The following is a 16,400-nucleotide window of genomic DNA, read 5'->3' on the forward strand; positions in this document are numbered from 1 at the left end:
CCACCACGCGGACGAGCGAGGGCACCGGCCGACAGTGGCCCGGTGCCCTCGCTCCGTCGGCGGGACGGGAACAACACGCCGGCCTGCGGCCTTGGGACTGTCATCGGACCACCCACCGGCGGCCGGAGGACGGGAGCACCACCATGAGCACCACGATGCGAGCGATCGTCCTCGACGGTCCCGGACCCCCGGAGACACTGCAGCTGCGCGACGTCCCCGTGCCCACTCCCTCGACGGGCGAGGTGCTGATCCGGGTGCGCGCCTTCGGCCTGAACCGGTCCGAGCTGCACTTTCGCCGTGGGCTCGGCTCGTTCGGTGACTTCCCCCGGATCCCCGGCATCGAGGCAGTCGGTGAGGTCGTCGAGGCGCCTGGCGACGAGCTCGCTCCGGGCACCCAGGTGGCCGCGCTCATGGGCGGGATGGGACGCACGATCGACGGCGGCTACGCCGAGCACGTCGCGGTCCCGCTCTCGTGCGTCATCCCCTTCGCCAGCGACCTGCCCTGGAACGTCCTCGGTGCCGTGCCGGAGATGCTGCAGACCGCCCACGGCACCCTGACCGCCGGTCTCGGCGCGGTCGCCGGGGAGACCATCCTGGTCCGCGGCGGGACGTCGTCGATCGGGCTCGCGATCGCCGTCCTGGCCCGACGGGCCGGGTTGCAGGTGGTCTCCACGACGCGCAGCGCCTCTCGCGCCGAGAGCCTGCGAGAGCATGCGGACATCGTGGTCCTGGACACCGGGTCCATCCACGAGGCGGTCAGGGAGGTCGTGCCCGCAGGTGTGGACGTCGCCGTGGAGCTGGTCGGCACCGACACCCTGCACGACACGGTTCTCTCGGTCCGCCGCGGCGGCACGGTCTGCTTCACCGGGATGCTCTCGGACCGGTGGACCGTCCCAGACTTCTACCCGATCGACTTCCTGCCGAACACCGTCCGGCTCAGCGCCTACTCAGGCGAGGCGTCCGACCTGCCCCCCGAGGTGCTTCAGGCCTTTCTGGACGATGTGGCGGCCGGCACCGTCGACGTGCCCCTCTCCCGCACCTACCCTCTGGAGGAGATCGTCGAGGCGCACCGGGACATGGAGGCGGGGACCCTCGTCGGAAAGGGCGTTGTGCTCACCGACCCTCACCAGTCGTAGAAGCCGCGGCCGCTCTTGCGGCCGAGGTCGCCTGCCGCCACCTTGTCGCGCAGGACCTGGGGTGGGGTGAACCGGTCGCTGACCTCGCGGGCGAGGTGCTCGGCGATGGCCAGGCGGACGTCGAGGCCGACGAGGTCGGTGGTCCTGAGGGGGCCGACCGGGTGCTTGTAGCCCAGGGTCATGGCGGTGTCGATGTCCTCGGCCGAGGCCACTCCCTCCTCGACCATCCGCATGGCCTCCATCGCGATGGCGACGCCGAGCCGCGAGGAGGCGAAGCCGGGTGAGTCCGTCACGGTGATGGCGGTCTTGCCCAGCCGCTCGACCCAGGCCCGTGCCCGCTCGACGAGGTCGGACGTCGTCGCGGCGCCCACGACGATCTCCACCAGGTCGCTGGCCGGCACGGGATTGAAGAAGTGCAGGCCGATGAGGTTCTCCGGGCGGGCGAGTGCGGAGGCGAGGGAGTCGATGGACAGGCTGGAGGTGTTCGACCCGATGACGGCGCTGGGGGCGTTCTCTTCGATGGAGGTGAGCACGCCGGCCTTGAGGTCCACGATCTCCGGCACCGCCTCGACGACGAGCGTCGCGTCGCCCAGGTCGGCAGGGTTCGCGGTGACCCGCACCCGAGACAGCACCTTCTCGACGGGATGGTCGAGCTTGCCCAGCTCCGCCGCCTTGCGCACCGAGGCCTCCACACGCTCGTGCGCTGCCGAGACGGTCTCCGGCGTCGACTCCACGACCGTGACGTCGTGACCCGTCACCACGAACGCGTGGGCGATCCCGGCCCCCATGCGGCCTCCGCCGTACACGCCAACTCGCTCTACGGTCATCGCTTCTTCCTCTCCAGGAACTGGGTCATTCGCTCGTGCTTCTCGTCGGTCTCGAACAGGACGGCCTGGGCGAGGTCGTCGACGAAGGGATGGGACTCGCGCGGCGCATGGAACACGGCCTTGGTCAGCCTGATGGCCAGGGGGACCTGGGCGGCGATCCGGTCGGCCCACCGGTGACCGGCGTCCAGCAGCTCCGCAGGCTCGACGACCTCACTGAGCAGGCCGGCGGCGCGGGCGGCGTCGGCGTCGAGGATCCGGCCTGCCAGGAGCATCTCCTTGGCCACGGTCTCGGGCACCAGCTCGCGAAGGCGCCAGGTGCCCCCGGCCGAGGCCAGGATGCCCAGGCCGGGCTCGGGGTTGCCGATCTTCACGCGGGTGGTGCCGAGCCGGAAGTCGCAGGCGTAAGCCAGCTCGGCACCGCCTCCGAGGGCGTATCCGTCCATCAGCGCGATGGTGGGCATGGGGAGCTTCTGCAGGCGCGAGAAGACCGCGGAGTTGATGCCACGCAGTGCGTCGTCGCGACGGCGCTCGCGCATCTGGTTGATGTCGGCACCGGCGGCGAAGCTCTCCCCTGCTCCGGTGAGCAGGAGGATCCGCGGATCTTCCTCCAGCAGCGCGCACAGGCCGTTCAGCTCGCTGGAGGTCTGCCGGTCGATGGCGTTGCGCACCTCGGGCCGGTTCAGCGTGGCGACGACACGGTCGTCCCGCTCCTCGACGAGGATGGCGGTGCTCATGGACGCTCACCTGGGACGGGCGAGCGAGCACCGACCCGGTGGACGTCCATGATCTTCTCCTTCGATGTGGGCGTCATCAGACCCGGGCTGCGGGTGCGTGGGCGGCGGCCTGGCCGGCCGCGCCAGTGGTGATGAGTCCGTCCACCGCGGCCGGGTCGAGGCCGATCCCGACCAGGGCAGCGTGGGTGTGCTGGCCCAGGGCCGGCACGTCGCCCATGGGGGCCTCGACGTCGGCGAAGGTCGCCGGTGGCAGGAGGGCGTCGACACGAGCGAACTCCGTGCCGACGGACCTCCAGCGGTCGCGCTCTCGCAGCTGTGGATGGGTGAGCACGTGGTCCATCCCGCGCAGCTGGGCGGCCGGGATGCCGGCCGCCGCGAGCTTCCGGTCCAGCTCGACGGTCGACCACGTCCGGGTCCGCCCGGCCACCAGCGCGTCACACTCCTCACGGTGCGCCACGCGATCCACGTTGGTCGCGAACCGGGGGTCGGACGCGGCCTGGGGGACGTCCAGCACCTCGGTCAGGGTGCGCCAGCCGCTGTCGGACTGGACGCCGATGAGCATCTCCCCGTCCGCCGTGGGGTAGGTGTTGTAGGGCGCGATCGCCGAGTGGCCGACCCCCATCCGCGCGGGCTGGCTGCCGGTCGACATCTGGGTGTAGAGGGCGTGCCCGAGCCACTCGACGGTCGCCTCGAACATGCTGACGTCGATCGTGGCGCCCTCACCGGTGCGGAACCGGCGGAGCAGCGCCGCCACGACCGCCTGCGAGAGGTACATGCCGGCGGCGATGTCTGCCGTCGGTATGCCGGTCTTCACCGGCTCGTCGGTCGTCCCCGTGACGGAGATCAGGCCGGCCTCGGCCTGGATCAGCATGTCGTAGGCCTTGCGGTGCTCCATCGCGCCGCCGGCGCCGTACCCGGAGATCCCCGCGACGACGAGCTCCGGGTGCTCCGCCCGGAGTCGGTCCGGCCCCAGGCCCAACCGGTCCGCGGCGCCCGGGGCGAGGTTCTGCACGAAGACGTCAGCGCCAGCCACCAGACTGTGCAGCGCGTCCAGGGCAGCGGGGGCCTTCAGGTCGAGCGCCACCGACTCCTTGCCGCGGTTGAGCCACACGAAGTGTGCACCCGTGCCGTGCACGACGTGGTCGTAGCCGCGCGCCAGGTCGCCGTCGCCGACTCGCTCTATCTTGACCACGCGGGCACCGAGGTCCGCGAGGTTGCGGGTCGCGAGCGGTGCGGCGACGGCCTGCTCCACGGCCACCACGGTGAGTCCGTCGAGGGGCAGGTCGGTCATGAGCGCGCCTGGGCGGCGCGGACGAGTCCGCCGCCGATGATGAGCCTCTGGATCTCGCTGGTGCCCTCGTACAGCCTCATCAGGCGGACGTCGCGGTAGATGCGCTCGACCGGGACCTCGCGCATGTACCCCGTGCCGCCGTGCACCTGGACGGCGAGGTCGGCGACCTCGCCGGCCATCTCGGTGCAGAACAGCTTCGCTGCCGAGGGAGCGATGCGACGGTCCTCGCCCGACTCGTAGGCCCGTGCGGCCTCCCGGACCATCGCCCGACCGGCCATGACGCCGGTGGCCATGTCGGCGAGCATCGCCTGGACGAGCTGGAAGCTGCCGATCGGTGTCCCGTCCTGGGTGGAGGACGCGGCGTAGGCCACTGACTCGTCCTTGGCGCGCTCGGCTGCGCCCACCGCCAGGGCGGCCATGTGGATCCGTCCCCGGGCGAGCGAGGTCATCGCCGCCTTGTAGCCGACCGCGGCGTCGCTGCCCACGAGGGCCTCGGGGCCGATGCGCACGCCGTCGAAGGTCACGTCGGCCGTGCGGGAGCCCTCCTGCCCCATCTTGGCGTCCTTGACCCCTACCTGGAGGCCCTCGGCATCGCCCGGAACGAGGAACACCGCGATGCCGTTGCCCTTCTCCGGGGCCGGGTCGAGCCTGGCGAACACCACGAAGAGGTCGGCCTCGGTGGCGTTGGTGATGAACCGCTTGTTGCCGTCGAGGACCCAGCCGTCGCCGTCGGCGCGTGCGACGGTCTTGAGCCCGGCAGGGTCGGAGCCGGCGCCGGGCTCGGTCAGCGCGAAGGAGGCGACGACCTCGCCGGAGGCGATGCCGGGCAGCCACTGCTCGCGCTGCTCGTCGGTGCCGAAGCCGACGAGGACCTGCCCGGCGATGCCGTTGTTGGTGCCGAACATCGAGCGCAACGACAGCGAGGTGTAGCCGAAGTGCATGGCCAGCTCGACGTCCTGCACGAGGTCGAGACCGAGGCCGCCCCACTCCTGCGGCACGGCGTAGCCGAACAGTCCCATCTCGGCGACCTGCGCTCGCAGGTCGTCCGGAATGGCGTCGGCGTTCATGATCTCGTTCTCGCGCGGCACGACGCGGTCGCGGACGAAGGCGCCCACCTGCTTGAGGACGTCGGCGAAGACGTCGTCGGGCACGTCAGGGTTTCCGGAGTACATACCGGACACTGTGACCCACCACATTGGTATCGGTCCAATGCTCAATCGGTTACCCTGTGATACCCACAGAGGAACAATCGTCAGGAGTGCTCGTGGACGTCCACCAAGTCCGGTGCTTCCTCGCCGTCGCGGAGGAGCTGCACTTCGGCCGGGCGGCCGAGCGGCTGCACATCGCCCAGCCGCCACTGAGCCGCACGATCAAGCAGATGGAGCGCGAGCTCGGCTCGACCCTCTTCGACCGCAACACCCGCTCGGTCAGTCTCACCGCGAGCGGCCACGCCCTCCTCGACCCCGCCCGAGAGGTCCTGGAGGCCCTTCGTCGCGCCGAGGCCGTCGTCCAGTCGGCCGACGACGGCGAGATCGGGCTCGTGCGCATCGCCTTCGCCGGGCTGTCGACCCACCGCATCGTCGCGCAGGTGGCCCGCGTCGTCCGGTCGCAGCGCCCGGGCATCCGCCTGGAGCTCTCCAGCCAGAACTTCGCCCAGCCGGCCATGCGCAAGCTGGTCGACGGGGAGACCGACATCGCCCTCGGCCGCTGGGACGTGATCCCGCCGGAGATCTCCGCCGAGGTGGTCATGCGGGACACCCTCGTCGTGGCCGTCCCCGACACCCACGCCCTCGCCGGGTCCAGACGTCTGTCGATCGGCGACCTCTCCGCGGAGCCGTTCGTCTCCCTCCCGCCGCACGAGGGAGCCGTGCTGCCGGACCGGCTGCGCCGCCTGGCCCGCGAGCACGGCTTCGTCGCCGACGTCGTGCAGCTGGCACCCGACACGCAGACAGCCCTGGCACTGGTGAGCGCCGAGGTCGGGTGCCACCTGACGCTGGGCTCGGTGGCCGAGAACTCCGCCGACCCGCACGTCGCGTTCATCGAGCTCGACGAGGAGACGCTCGACGTCGACCTCCGCGTGGCCTGGCGACGGGACGACCAGGGCCCCGCCCTGGCCGCGGTGCTGCACGAGCTCGTGGAGCTCTTCCCCTCAGAGTGAGCCGTCGTCGGACTCCAGCCCCAGTCGGCGCAGCCGCCGGTAGAGGGTCGAGCGCCCGATCCCGAGCCGAGAAGCAGCCTCGGAGCGGTTGCCCGCCACCTCGGCCAAGGTCCGGGCGATGGTGTCGCGCTCGGCCTCCTCCAGCGGGCTCAGGTTGCGACGCGCCGCCACGTCCTGCAGGTGCTCCGGCAGGTCCCGACGCTCGATGACCGAGGTGTCGACCCGCGCGACGACGTCGGTGACCACGTCGACGAGCTCGCTGATGTTGCCCGGCCAGCGCCAGGCCATGAGCGCCTGCATCGCGGTGGGAGACAACGTGTGGCGACGTTCGTCATCCACGTTCTCGAGGATCTCGGCCACGAGTCCGGGGACGCTCGCGCGCGCCTCGGCCAGGGCCACCGTGCGCTCGGCCGTCCCCAGACGCTCGACCAGGTCCCCCAAGGCCTGGGGTCCGCGAGCCCGGTCGACCGTGAGGAGCAGGACGGAGGTCCGATCGCTCGCCGCGACCGCTGCGCGGTGGTCGCGAACGACGGACGCCAGGCGCGACACCTCGACGTCCGTGAGGTCCTCCAGTCGACGCACGAGCACGTCAGCCCCCTCGGCGAGCCGGTCGCGCAGGTGGTCCCAGGCCACCCCTGGCGTGGCCGACACCTCCTCGAGCACCCGTCCCGGGTGGCGCTGCTCGTGCAGGTGGCGGGCGGCCGTGGCACGCCCGGACCCGGGTGGCCCGTCGACGACGAGGACCGGGGCAGCCACGGTAGCCGCTGTGCGGGTAGGGCTCCGACGCGCAGACACCAGCCCGGGCGCAGCCCCCAGCTCGGCGAAGTGGGCGACGTAGTGCACGTGGGGACCCTCGACCACGCGCCGGGCGACGACCTCGACCGACTGGTCCGGCAGCTCCAGGCGAGCCGGCTCGCCCTCCACCCACCGGTGACGTCGCAGCTGCTCCCAGAGCATGACGTGGGAGCTCACGCTGACGAAGGGCAGCCCCGGCGTGTTGGCGAGCAGGGACTCCTTGTCCAGGATCACCGTCGGTCGCTTGGCGTTCGTGTAGCGCATGAACGACATCGCGAGGGCGAGGTCCTCCGGTCGCGACGCAGCCCGGAGCCGCTCCTCGATCTGCTGGCCGATCTCCCGGGTCACCGACATCGTCAGCGGGCTGGTGACGCGGGTCAGGCCGCCGAGGGAGATCGCGCCGATGACGGAGCCGGTCGGGGTGCACAGCGGCACAGCGGCGCAGGTGATGTCGGACAGGAGCTCGTTGTAGTGGTGCGCGCCGTGGATCATCACGGGACGCTTCTCGACCATCGCCGTGCCGAGACCGTTGGTGCCGACCGCCTCCTCCGAGAAGTCGAACCCCTCCGCGGCATTGGCCCCGTCCAGCCGCCTCTGCGTGCTGCGGTCGCTCACCCGGCGCGCCACGATGCCCCCGGCGCGGTCGCTGACGAACAAGGTGGTGCCGGTGTCGGTGAGCTGGTGCTGCCAGCGGTCGAGGACGGGGTCGGCCGCGCGGCTCAGGATGGACTCGGTGTCGATCTCGCGGAACAGCTGGGCCGGGGCGTCCGGAGAGGCGTTGCTGCTGATCGATCGCCGCCAGCTGCGGGCGATGACGTCGGGCACCAGCTCGGAGGAGGGGTCCTCACCTCTCAGCCCAGCACGCTTGAGCTCGTCGCGCGCGTCGCGCACCGGGTCACCCATGACTGCCTCCGTCGTCTCTCGAGGTCCCAGCATGCCCGCTTCCCCGCTGCCGCACCAATACCAATCGACCCCCCATTGATGACGCAGAGGTATCACTGCACGTGACCGGGCGTGAAACCGGTGTGTGCCACATCGAGACACCGACGAGCGTGACCGGGGTCTCACGATGGTGGAGAACGTGAACCACGCCACATCGGCGCGCACCCAACGAAGGAGACACGTCATGGCCGACACCGCCAACGACCAGGTCCGAGAGCTCGACGCCGTCGTCGTGGGTCTCGGCTTCGGGGGCATCTACTCCCTCCACAAGCTTCGCAACGATCTCGGTCTGGACGTCATCGCGATCGACAAGGCCAGCGGAGTCGGGGGGACCTGGTTCTGGAACAAGTACCCGGGCGCGCTGTCGGACTCGGAGAGCTTCGTCTACCAGTTCTCCTTCGACAAGGAGATGTACGCCCAGAACCCGTGGAAGACCAAGTTCGTCACCCAGCCCGAGATCCTGGACTACCTCAACGGCGTCGTCGACCGCTACGACCTGCGCTCGAGCATCCAGCTCGAGACCGGCATGACCAGGGCCGCCTTCGACGAGACCACCGGCCGGTGGACCGTGGAGACCGACGCGGGCGTGACGTTCTCCGCCCGATTCCTGATCACCGGCCTCGGACTGCTGTCGGCCATCAACATCCCGGAGATCACCGGCGCCGAGTCCTTCGCCGGCGACTTCGTGCACACGGGCGCCTGGCCCGAGGACCTCGACCTCTCCGGCAAGAGGGTCGGCGTGATCGGCAACGGCTCCACCGGCGGACAGATCATCCCCGCCATCGCGAAGGACGTCGCCCGCCTGACGTCGTTCCAGCGCACCCCGCAGTACAGCGTCCCCGCCGGCAACCGTGAGCTCACCCCCGAGGAGCTGCAGGCGCAGATCGACAACTTCGAGGCGAACTGGAAGCAGGTCAAGGAGTCCGGTCTTGCCATGGGCTTCGTCGAGAGCACCGCCGAGACCTTCGCCATCCCCGTGGAGGACCGCGAGGCGGTCTACGAGGCGGCGTGGAACACCGGTGGCGGCTTCCGCTACATGTTCGAGACCTTCGGCGACATCGCCACCGACCCCGAGGCCAACGAGTCGGCAGCGGCGTTCATCCGCAAGAAGATCGGCGAGATCGTCGAGGACCCGGAGACGGCCCGCAAGCTGACGCCGAACGACCTCTACGCCCGGCGGCCGCTGTGCAGCACCAACCTCTACGAGACGTTCAACCTCCCCCACGTGTCCATCGAGCGCATCGACGAGAACCCGATCTCCGAGATCGTCCCCGAGGGCATCCGCACCGCGGACGGTGTCCTGCACGAGCTCGACATCATCATCCTGGCCACCGGCTTCGACGCGGTCGACGGCAACTACCGGCGCACGGAGATCCGCGGCCGGAACGACGAGCTCCTCGCCGACCACTGGGAGGACGGCCCGACCAGCTACCTCGGCATGGCCACCAGTGGCTTCCCGAACATGTTCATGATCCTCGGCCCGAACGGCCCGTTCACGAACCTCCCACCATCGATCGAGGTCCAGGTCGAGTGGATCGGCGAAACCGTCGGGCACCTCGCACCTCAGCCGGGCGCCTGGCTCGACGTGAAGCCCGACGTGGAGCACGCCTTCACCGAGGAGTGCGCCGACATCGCCGACCAGACGCTCTTCCCCAAGGCCGCCTCGTGGATCTTCGGCGCGAACATCCCCGGCAAGCGCCGCACGGTCATGTTCTACCTGGGCGGCCTCAACGAGTACCGCAACAAGCTGGCGAACGAGACGGAGCAGGGCTTCCCCGGCTTCACCTCCCACTCCGACGTCCTCACCTCCGCCTGACCCACCGGCCGGGACGCCCGCCACGCGGGCGTCCCGGCCGACCCGTTCCCAAGGAAGCCCCAATGTCGCGATACGCCACCATCAACCCCGCCACCGGGGAGACCGTCGAGGAGTTCGACACCATCTCCGGCGACGAGGTCGAGCAGGCCCTCGCCAGCTCGGCCGAGGCCTACCGAGGGTGGCGGGACACCCCTCTCGAGGAGCGCTCCGCCGTCCTCATGCGGGTCGCCGACCTGTACCGGCAGCGCTCGGAGGATCTCGCCCGCCTGATGACCCTGGAGATGGGCAAGCCCGTCGGTCAGGCTCGGGGTGAGATCGAGCTGTCGGCCTCCATCTTCGAGTACTACGCCACCAAGGGCCCCGAGCTGCTCGAGGACGAGGAGCTCGACATCGCGGGCTCCGGCCGCGCCGTGGTCCGCACCGCCCCGATCGGGCCGCTCCTCGGGGTCATGCCCTGGAACTTCCCGCACTACCAGGTGGCCCGCTTCGTGGCGCCCAACCTGCTGCTCGGCAACACCATCCTGCTCAAGCACGCCGGCAGCTGCCCGCAGCAGGCGCTGCGCATCGCCGACATGATCTCCGAGTCCGGCGCTCCCGCCGGGGTCTATCAGAACGTGTTCGCCTCCAACGAGCAGGTCGCGGGCATGATCGCCGACCCCCGCCTCCACGGCGTGTCGCTGACCGGCTCCGAACGAGCCGGCAGCATCATCGGCGGACTGGCCGGTCAGCACATGAAGAAGGCCGTCCTCGAGCTCGGCGGATCGGACCCCTTCATCGTCCTCGCCGACGCCGACGTCGACGCGGCCGTCGCCGCGGGGGTGCCGGCGCGGTTCGGCAACGCCGGCCAGACGTGCACCTCCTCCAAGCGCTTCATCGTCGCCAGTGACGTGTACGACGAGTTCGTCGAGAAGTTCGTCGCCCAGGCGTCCGCCTGGGTGATGGGTGACCCGAACGACGAGTCGACCCGGCTGGGGCCGATGGCCTCGGTCGGCGCTCGCGACGACGTCGCCGCGCAGGTCGAGGACGCCGTCTCCAAGGGCGCCAAGGCACACGCCGGCGGACAGGTTCCGGACGGCGCCGGCGCCTACTACCCGGCGACCGTCCTCACCGACCTGGAACCGTCGATGCGCGCCTACCGCGAGGAGCTGTTCGGACCTGTAGCCATGGTGCACCGCGTCGACTCCGTGGATGCAGCCATCGACCTCGCCAACGACTCCCCGTTCGGCCTGGGCAGCGCCGTCTTCACCCAGGACGGCGACCACGCCGCCTACGTCGCCGACCGCCTCGAGGTCGGCATGGTCGGCCTCAACACCACTGTCAAGAGCGCCCCCGACCTGCCGTTCGGCGGTGTCAAGAGCTCTGGCATCGGTCGCGAGCTCGGCCGCTTCGGACTCGATGAGTTCAGCAACAAGAAGCTCGTCCGCCACGTCTGATCCCGCAGCACCGACTAGCAAGGAGAAGCACCATGAGAGCAGCCGTCTACCACGGGAACAACAAGCTCGAGGTCGAGGACGTCCCGGAGCCCACGACGACCCCCGGGCACGTCAAGGTGAAGGTCAGCCGCAACGGCATCTGCGGGACGGACCTGCACGAGTACTACGACGGGCCCATCTTCATCCCACCGTCCGAGCCGCACCCCCTGACCCATCAGGCGATGCCGCTGGTGATGGGTCACGAGTTCTCGGGCATCGTGACCGAGGTCGGCCGCGGCGTCGACACGATTCGCGAGGGTGACAAGGTCACCATCGAGCCGATCTACCGGTGCGGCTCGTGCCGGGCCTGCACCAACGGCCACTACAACCTGTGCTCGTCCATCGGGTTCCACGGCCTGATGTGCGACGGCGGCATGGCCGAGTACACCGTGGTCCCGGCCAACCAGGTCCACCAGCTCCCCGAGGCCGTCTCTGTCGAGCACGGCGCCCTCGTCGAGCCCATGTCGGTCGCCTACCACGCGGCGAAGCTGGCCGAGGTGAACGACCAGAGCAGCGCCCTGGTCTTCGGGGCGGGGCCCATCGGCATCGGCCTCTGGTTCGCCCTGGAGGGCCTCGGCCTCAGCGAGGTCGACGTGGTCGAGCCGTCCGCCACGCGACGCCGAGCCATCGAGGCCCTCGGTGCCCGCACACTCGACCCGACCGACGCCGACGTCGCCGAGCTCATCGCCGACCGCACCAACGGTTCCGGCGTCGACGCAGCCTTCGACGCCGCGGGAGTCCCGGCAGCAGTCAACTCCGCTCTCGCCTGCCTGGGCGAGCGACGCCCGTTGATCAGCGTGGCCATCTACGACCAGGCGATCTCGACCGACCTCATCCAGCTCGTGCTCCAGGAACGGCGCATCCAGGGGACGATCTGCTACACCGCCGAGGACTACATGTCCGTCATCGACCTGATGGCCCAGGGCCACTACGACTTCACCGGCTGGGTCGACACCATCGCGCTCAGCTCCGTCGTCGAGGACGGGTTCGAGAAGCTTCGCGCCGGCCAGGCGATGAAGCTCCTGGTCGACCCGACCATCTGACACGTCCGCAGCAACCACCCATCGGGAGGAACATCATGACCACAGCCCACGTGACCGGCGCCGCCCGAGGCATCGGCAGGTCCATCGCACTTCGACTCGCACGAGACGGCCACGACGTCGCCGTCTCGGACCTGGCCGGCATGGCCGAGGCTCTTGACGACACCCGCAAGGAGATCGAGGCGACGGGCGTCCGCTCGGTCGCGCTGCACGGCGACGTCTCCGACCCCGCGTCGGTCCGGGCGCTCGTGCAGGACACGGCCACCGAGCTCGGCTCGCTCGACGTCTTCGTCGCGAACGCCGGCATCGCACAGACCAAGGCGCTCCTCGACGTCACGCCCGAGGAGTACGACACGCTGCACGCGGTGAACGGTCGCGGCGTCTTCCTCTGCTACACCGAGGCCGCCCGCCAGATGATCAAGCAGGGCACCGGCGGAAAGATCATCGGTGCCTCGTCCATCGCCGGGCACAAGGGGTTCGGCCTGCTCGGCATCTACAGCTCGACGAAGTTCGGCGTCCGCGCCCTGACGCAGGCCGCCGCCCAGGAGTGGGCCGAGCACGGCATCACCGTCAACGCCTACTGCCCCGGCATCGTCGACACCCAGATGTGGGTCGAGGTCGACCACGACCTCGGCGAGATCAACGGCGTCGGCGAGGGCGAGTCGATGAAGGCGATGGCCGAGGGCATCACCCTCGGACGGGTCTCCACCGGCGAGGACGTCGCAGCCTACGTCTCCTTCCTGGCCGGTCAGGACTCCAACTACATGACCGGCCAGGCGGCCCTGATCGACGGCGGCATGCTCTTCGTCTGACGAACCCGACCCGGGCCGCCCCACAGAGGCGCCGGCGCATCGAGCGACCCACCACCCCATCGTCGCTCGGTGGGAGCTGAGTCGAAGGCCCTCGCCCTCAGAGGTAGACCGTGCCCTCCCCGGGGTGCTCGGGCGGCTAGGCTGACGTGGGGCCATGGCCGTCACAGTGGGGCAGAAGCGCAGGTTCACCGCAATCAGCGACGACGCCCGACGGTGCTGTCGCAGGTCAGGCCCTCCCCGCCCCCGTAGCTCAGGGGATAGAGCAACGGTTTCCTAAACCGCAGGTCGGAGGTTCGAATCCTCTCGGGGGCACCGAAGGAACCGGTGCCGGCGCAGCCACCCCGGCGTCGGCACTTCGAGGTGATGGACTGTCCTCAGCGATAGATCATGCAGGTGGTCGTGCCGTGCGCGACCAGGCGACCCTGGTCGTCGACGACCGAGCCCTCGGCGGTCGCGACCTGGCGGCCGACGTGGATCGTCGTCCCGGTCCCGACCAGACGCGCGCCGTCGATCGGCACGGTCCGGATGTAGTTGACCTTCAGCTCGAGCGTTCCGTAGCCGACACCCGCCTTCAGCGTCGAGTGCACGGAGCAGCCCATGACGGAGTCCAGCAGCGTCGCGCAGATGCCCCCGTGCAGGACGCCGAGCGGGTTGGCGAAGTCCGCCTTGGTGGGGACGGAGAAGGCCACGGTGCCGACGTCGAGCTGCTCGACCTCCAGGCCGAGCAGGTCGCCGATGAACCGGGGACGGTCCGACGTGGTGAAGGCAGCCCGGAGGAACTCCAGGCCGCTGAGGCTCCTCAGGTGCTCCAGCTGTTCCGGGGAGTGGGTGGTCACGGGTGGTCCTTCCGACGGCGGTGCGGTCAGAATAGACCAATCGGTCTATGGTGGGGCGATGAGCCGTCCCGGCCCCCGCGACCGACTCCTCCTCGCGACGATCGACCTCGTGCGCGAGCACGGGGTCCGCGGCACCGGTCTCGCCGAGGTCCTGACCCGCAGCGGGACCGCGCGGGCGTCGGTCTACCACCACTTCCCGCGAGGCAAGGACCAGCTCGTCGCGGAGTCGGTGCGGACCGCCGGGACCCACGTCCTGGACCTCATGGCCGGTGCGACGACCGCTCGGGGAAAGCTCGAGGCACTCCTGGACTGGTGGTCGCAGCAGGTCACCGAGGCGATCGCCTCCGGTGCAGCGGCGCCGGGCTGCCCCGTCGCCGCGGCATCGGTGGCCGCGGACCCCGAGGTGCGGGCTGCAGCCGCCGATGCGTTCGAGCGGTGGTGCGACGACATCGCCGCCTGCCTCGTCGACGGCCCGCCCCACGAGGCGCGCCGCCTCGCCGGTCTGGCAGTCAGCGTCGTCGAAGGGGCGATCCTGCGGTCCCGGGCCCGTGGGGACGCCGAGCCGCTGGACGAGGCCCGCCGCCTGCTCCCCTCACTCCTGGGCTGAGGTCGCCGGCAGCAACCGAGGGACCAGGCGCAGGGCCGCCACCAGGACGAGGAGCTCCACGAGGGTCTGGCTCACCACGACCAGCGGCACGAGTGCCAGCTCGGCCGGCAGGGCCAGTGCCAGCGGAAGGACGACGAGCGAGTTGCGCGTGACGCCGCTGAGGACCACCGCCCGCGACCCCTCCACGTCGAGACGACTCCCCCGGGCGACGAGGACTCCCGCCCCCACCATGACGACGGCGTAGGCCACGAAGACCGGCAGCACCCCGAGGACGGCGCCCAGTCGCTCCTGGACCGCTCCCACCTGCGACGCGATCACCACCAGCAGCGTCAGCATCATCAGCGGCACCATCAGCGCAGCCATGACCTCCATGACGCGGGCCCCCGCACGAGTGCGGTCCGCCAGACGCTGCGTCAGCGCTGCCGCCAGCAGTGGCAGCACGATGAGCACCACCAGTGCGTGCAGGAAGGGCCCGGGCTCCACCATCGAGGCCACCTCACGGCCGGCGAGGACCCACAGGTAGAGGGGCAGCAGGAGTAGCTGCAGCACCAGCAGCACCGGTGCGACCGCCAGCAGCCGGTCGGCAGCGCCCCCGGCGAGCCGGGTGAAGACGATGACGTAGTCGATGCACGGGGTGAGCAGGACCAGCAGCACACCGACGAGCAGGGCACCGTCGGAGACGACTGCCCTCGACAGGGCGAGCACGACCAGTGGCGCGACGAGGAAGTTCAGCACCAGCACGGCCCGCAGGAAGCGGCCGTCGGTCAACGTCGTGCGGATCCGCGAGAACGGCACCCCCAGGAACGTCGCGTACAGCAGCAGGGCGAGCACCGGCGTGATCGCCACGTCCAGCCCACTCGCCGCATCGACCCGCAGGCCGACCACGACGCCGATGGCCATCGCACCCAGGTAGAGACCGACCTGGCGGCGCTCCAGACCGGCGACGAGGGCCGCACCGGACGTCCGATGATGCCAGTGGCCCGCCACGCTAGGCGTCGAGTCCGAAGAAGTCGACGATCAGGTCGCTGGCGTCCACGGTGTCGGTGACGGCACCGATGCCCGGGATGTCACCCGCGCCGGGCCAGGTGTGTCCGCCCTCGAGGATGACGTAGGCCTCGACCGGGTGGTCGGCACAGCCGGGCCACTCGTACAGCTCGACGTCGTTCCCGACGGCCTGCTCGTCGGCCACCGACTCGCAGCCGGCGTGCTCGGCCCAACGGATGAGCGTCTCCGGCGCCGGGCGCACCGGCTCGATGGGCGTGGGTCCACCGTTGAACGGCACCACGGGATCGGCCGTCCCGTGGAAGTACAGGATGGAGGCGGGCGGGGCATCGTCGCAGGACTCGTCGTAGAACGCCGCGGCCACCCCCGCGTAGCCCCGCAGCGGAAGCTCCCCGGAGCACGCGAGGGCGAACGTCATGGCCGAGCCGTTGGACAGTCCCGAGGCGTACTGCCGGTCCGGGTCCACACAGTCCTGCCCAGCCACCGCGTCCATCAGCTCACGCACGTAGGCCAGGTCCGAGGTGGGGTCGTCGATCGAGGAGCGGTAGTCCCAGCTGGACCCGCTCTGGATCGCCTGGGGGGCGATCACGATGAAGCCGTGCTCGTCGGCCCGTTCGGCGAGCTCGGTGTACGCCAGGGCGGTGTCGGCCTGCCCACCCAGCCCGTGGAAGAAGTAGACGACCGGCAGCCTCTCCCCGCTGCCGACGTCCCTGGGCACGTGCGCCAGGTGCATCCGCTCGGTGCCCTCGACCGTGAGCGTCTGGCTGCTCGGCCCGTCGCAGAATCCCCTCGACTCGGGTGCCTCGGTGGGCTGCGGAGGCCGGTCCTCCTCACTCGTGCAGGCGCCGACCACGAGCAGCAGCACCACCGAGGCGAGGATGCGACGCAGCATTGCCCCAGTCTGCCGGACCCCGCCACGCTCGTCTGCTCGG

The 16,400-nt window shown here is 70.4% G+C and carries 15 protein-coding genes and 1 tRNA gene; 8 read left to right on the forward strand and 8 right to left on the reverse strand.

The window, feature by feature from the left end:
* Positions 1-143: 143 nt before the first annotated feature.
* Positions 144-1,136, forward strand: coding sequence for a zinc-binding dehydrogenase (locus tag ACHAAC_RS12540; RefSeq protein WP_435716578.1), 993 nt, complete (start codon positions 144-146; stop codon positions 1,134-1,136).
* Here the strand turns inward: ACHAAC_RS12540 and ACHAAC_RS12545 are convergent.
* The 4 genes from ACHAAC_RS12545 to ACHAAC_RS12560 all read right to left on the reverse strand — a co-directional run bounded on the left by ACHAAC_RS12545 (position 1,124) and on the right by ACHAAC_RS12560 (position 5,160).
* On the reverse strand, positions 1,124-1,963 hold the full coding sequence (locus ACHAAC_RS12545; protein WP_435716580.1) for a 3-hydroxyacyl-CoA dehydrogenase family protein: 840 nt from the start codon (positions 1,961-1,963) through the stop codon (positions 1,124-1,126). The genes ACHAAC_RS12540 and ACHAAC_RS12545 overlap by 13 nt on opposite strands.
* Complete coding sequence (locus ACHAAC_RS12550; RefSeq protein WP_435716582.1) at positions 1,960-2,697, reverse strand: enoyl-CoA hydratase/isomerase family protein; 738 nt, start codon at positions 2,695-2,697, stop codon at positions 1,960-1,962. Before ACHAAC_RS12550 ends, ACHAAC_RS12545 begins: the two co-directional genes overlap by 4 nt.
* A gap of 76 nt (positions 2,698-2,773) precedes the next feature.
* Positions 2,774-3,988, reverse strand: a complete 1,215-nt coding sequence (locus tag ACHAAC_RS12555; RefSeq protein ID WP_435716584.1) for a CaiB/BaiF CoA transferase family protein — start codon at positions 3,986-3,988, stop codon at positions 2,774-2,776.
* Positions 3,985-5,160 carry an acyl-CoA dehydrogenase family protein gene (locus ACHAAC_RS12560; protein ID WP_435716586.1) on the reverse strand — a complete coding sequence of 392 codons (1,176 nt, stop codon included), beginning with the start codon at positions 5,158-5,160 and terminating at the stop codon, positions 3,985-3,987. The genes ACHAAC_RS12555 and ACHAAC_RS12560 overlap by 4 nt, the downstream gene beginning before the upstream one ends.
* A 92-nt stretch (positions 5,161-5,252) precedes the next feature.
* Between ACHAAC_RS12560 and ACHAAC_RS12565 the strand changes: the two genes are divergently transcribed.
* A complete protein-coding gene (locus ACHAAC_RS12565) occupies positions 5,253-6,146 on the forward strand; it encodes a LysR substrate-binding domain-containing protein (RefSeq protein WP_435716587.1) in 894 nt (297 codons plus the stop codon).
* On the opposite strand, the gene ACHAAC_RS12570 is transcribed toward ACHAAC_RS12565, so the two are convergent.
* Positions 6,138-7,877, reverse strand: a complete 1,740-nt coding sequence (locus tag ACHAAC_RS12570; protein ID WP_435716588.1) for a sigma-54-dependent Fis family transcriptional regulator — start codon at positions 7,875-7,877, stop codon at positions 6,138-6,140. The two genes, ACHAAC_RS12565 and ACHAAC_RS12570, sit on opposite strands and share 9 nt — an antisense overlap.
* A 190-nt stretch (positions 7,878-8,067) precedes the next feature.
* Between ACHAAC_RS12570 and ACHAAC_RS12575 the strand changes: the two genes are divergently transcribed.
* The 5 genes from ACHAAC_RS12575 (at position 8,068) to ACHAAC_RS12595 (ending at position 13,335) form a co-directional block, all read left to right on the forward strand.
* Positions 8,068-9,699 carry a flavin-containing monooxygenase gene (locus ACHAAC_RS12575; protein WP_435716589.1) on the forward strand — a complete coding sequence of 544 codons (1,632 nt, stop codon included), beginning with the start codon at positions 8,068-8,070 and terminating at the stop codon, positions 9,697-9,699.
* Positions 9,700-9,761: 62 nt separating this feature from the next.
* On the forward strand, positions 9,762-11,132 hold the full coding sequence (locus ACHAAC_RS12580) for an NAD-dependent succinate-semialdehyde dehydrogenase (protein WP_435716590.1): 1,371 nt from the start codon (positions 9,762-9,764) through the stop codon (positions 11,130-11,132).
* 32 nt (positions 11,133-11,164) lie between these two features.
* The gene (locus ACHAAC_RS12585; RefSeq protein ID WP_435716592.1) at positions 11,165-12,214 is read left to right on the forward strand and encodes a 2,3-butanediol dehydrogenase; all 1,050 of its coding nucleotides are present in this window, start codon (positions 11,165-11,167) and stop codon (positions 12,212-12,214) included.
* Between the two features lie 35 nt (positions 12,215-12,249).
* Positions 12,250-13,023, forward strand: a complete 774-nt coding sequence (locus tag ACHAAC_RS12590) for an SDR family oxidoreductase (protein WP_435716593.1) — start codon at positions 12,250-12,252, stop codon at positions 13,021-13,023.
* Positions 13,024-13,262: 239 nt separating this feature from the next.
* Positions 13,263-13,335: transfer RNA gene (locus tag ACHAAC_RS12595), tRNA-Arg, on the forward strand.
* A 62-nt stretch (positions 13,336-13,397) separates the two neighbouring features.
* Here the strand turns inward: ACHAAC_RS12595 and ACHAAC_RS12600 are convergent.
* Positions 13,398-13,859 (reverse strand): hotdog fold thioesterase, encoded by a 462-nt coding sequence (locus ACHAAC_RS12600; RefSeq protein ID WP_435716595.1) that lies wholly within the window; start codon positions 13,857-13,859, stop codon positions 13,398-13,400.
* Positions 13,860-13,917: 58 nt separating this feature from the next.
* On the opposite strand from ACHAAC_RS12600, the gene ACHAAC_RS12605 reads away from it, so the two are divergent.
* Positions 13,918-14,466 carry a TetR/AcrR family transcriptional regulator gene (locus tag ACHAAC_RS12605; RefSeq protein ID WP_435716597.1) on the forward strand — a complete coding sequence of 183 codons (549 nt, stop codon included), beginning with the start codon at positions 13,918-13,920 and terminating at the stop codon, positions 14,464-14,466.
* Here the strand turns inward: ACHAAC_RS12605 and ACHAAC_RS12610 are convergent.
* Both ACHAAC_RS12610 and ACHAAC_RS12615 read right to left on the reverse strand, forming a co-directional pair.
* Positions 14,452-15,453, reverse strand: coding sequence for an arsenic resistance protein (locus ACHAAC_RS12610; RefSeq protein WP_435716598.1), 1,002 nt, complete (start codon positions 15,451-15,453; stop codon positions 14,452-14,454). The two genes, ACHAAC_RS12605 and ACHAAC_RS12610, sit on opposite strands and share 15 nt — an antisense overlap.
* A 1-nt stretch (position 15,454) precedes the next feature.
* Positions 15,455-16,360: an alpha/beta hydrolase family esterase gene (locus ACHAAC_RS12615; RefSeq protein ID WP_435716600.1), complete on the reverse strand. Its 906-nt coding sequence runs from the start codon at positions 16,358-16,360 to the stop codon at positions 15,455-15,457.
* Positions 16,361-16,400: the final 40 nt, after the last annotated feature.

It is taken from the genome of Aeromicrobium sp. CF4.19 (assembly GCF_051262555.1).
GTDB lineage: Bacteria > Actinomycetota > Actinomycetes > Propionibacteriales > Nocardioidaceae > Aeromicrobium.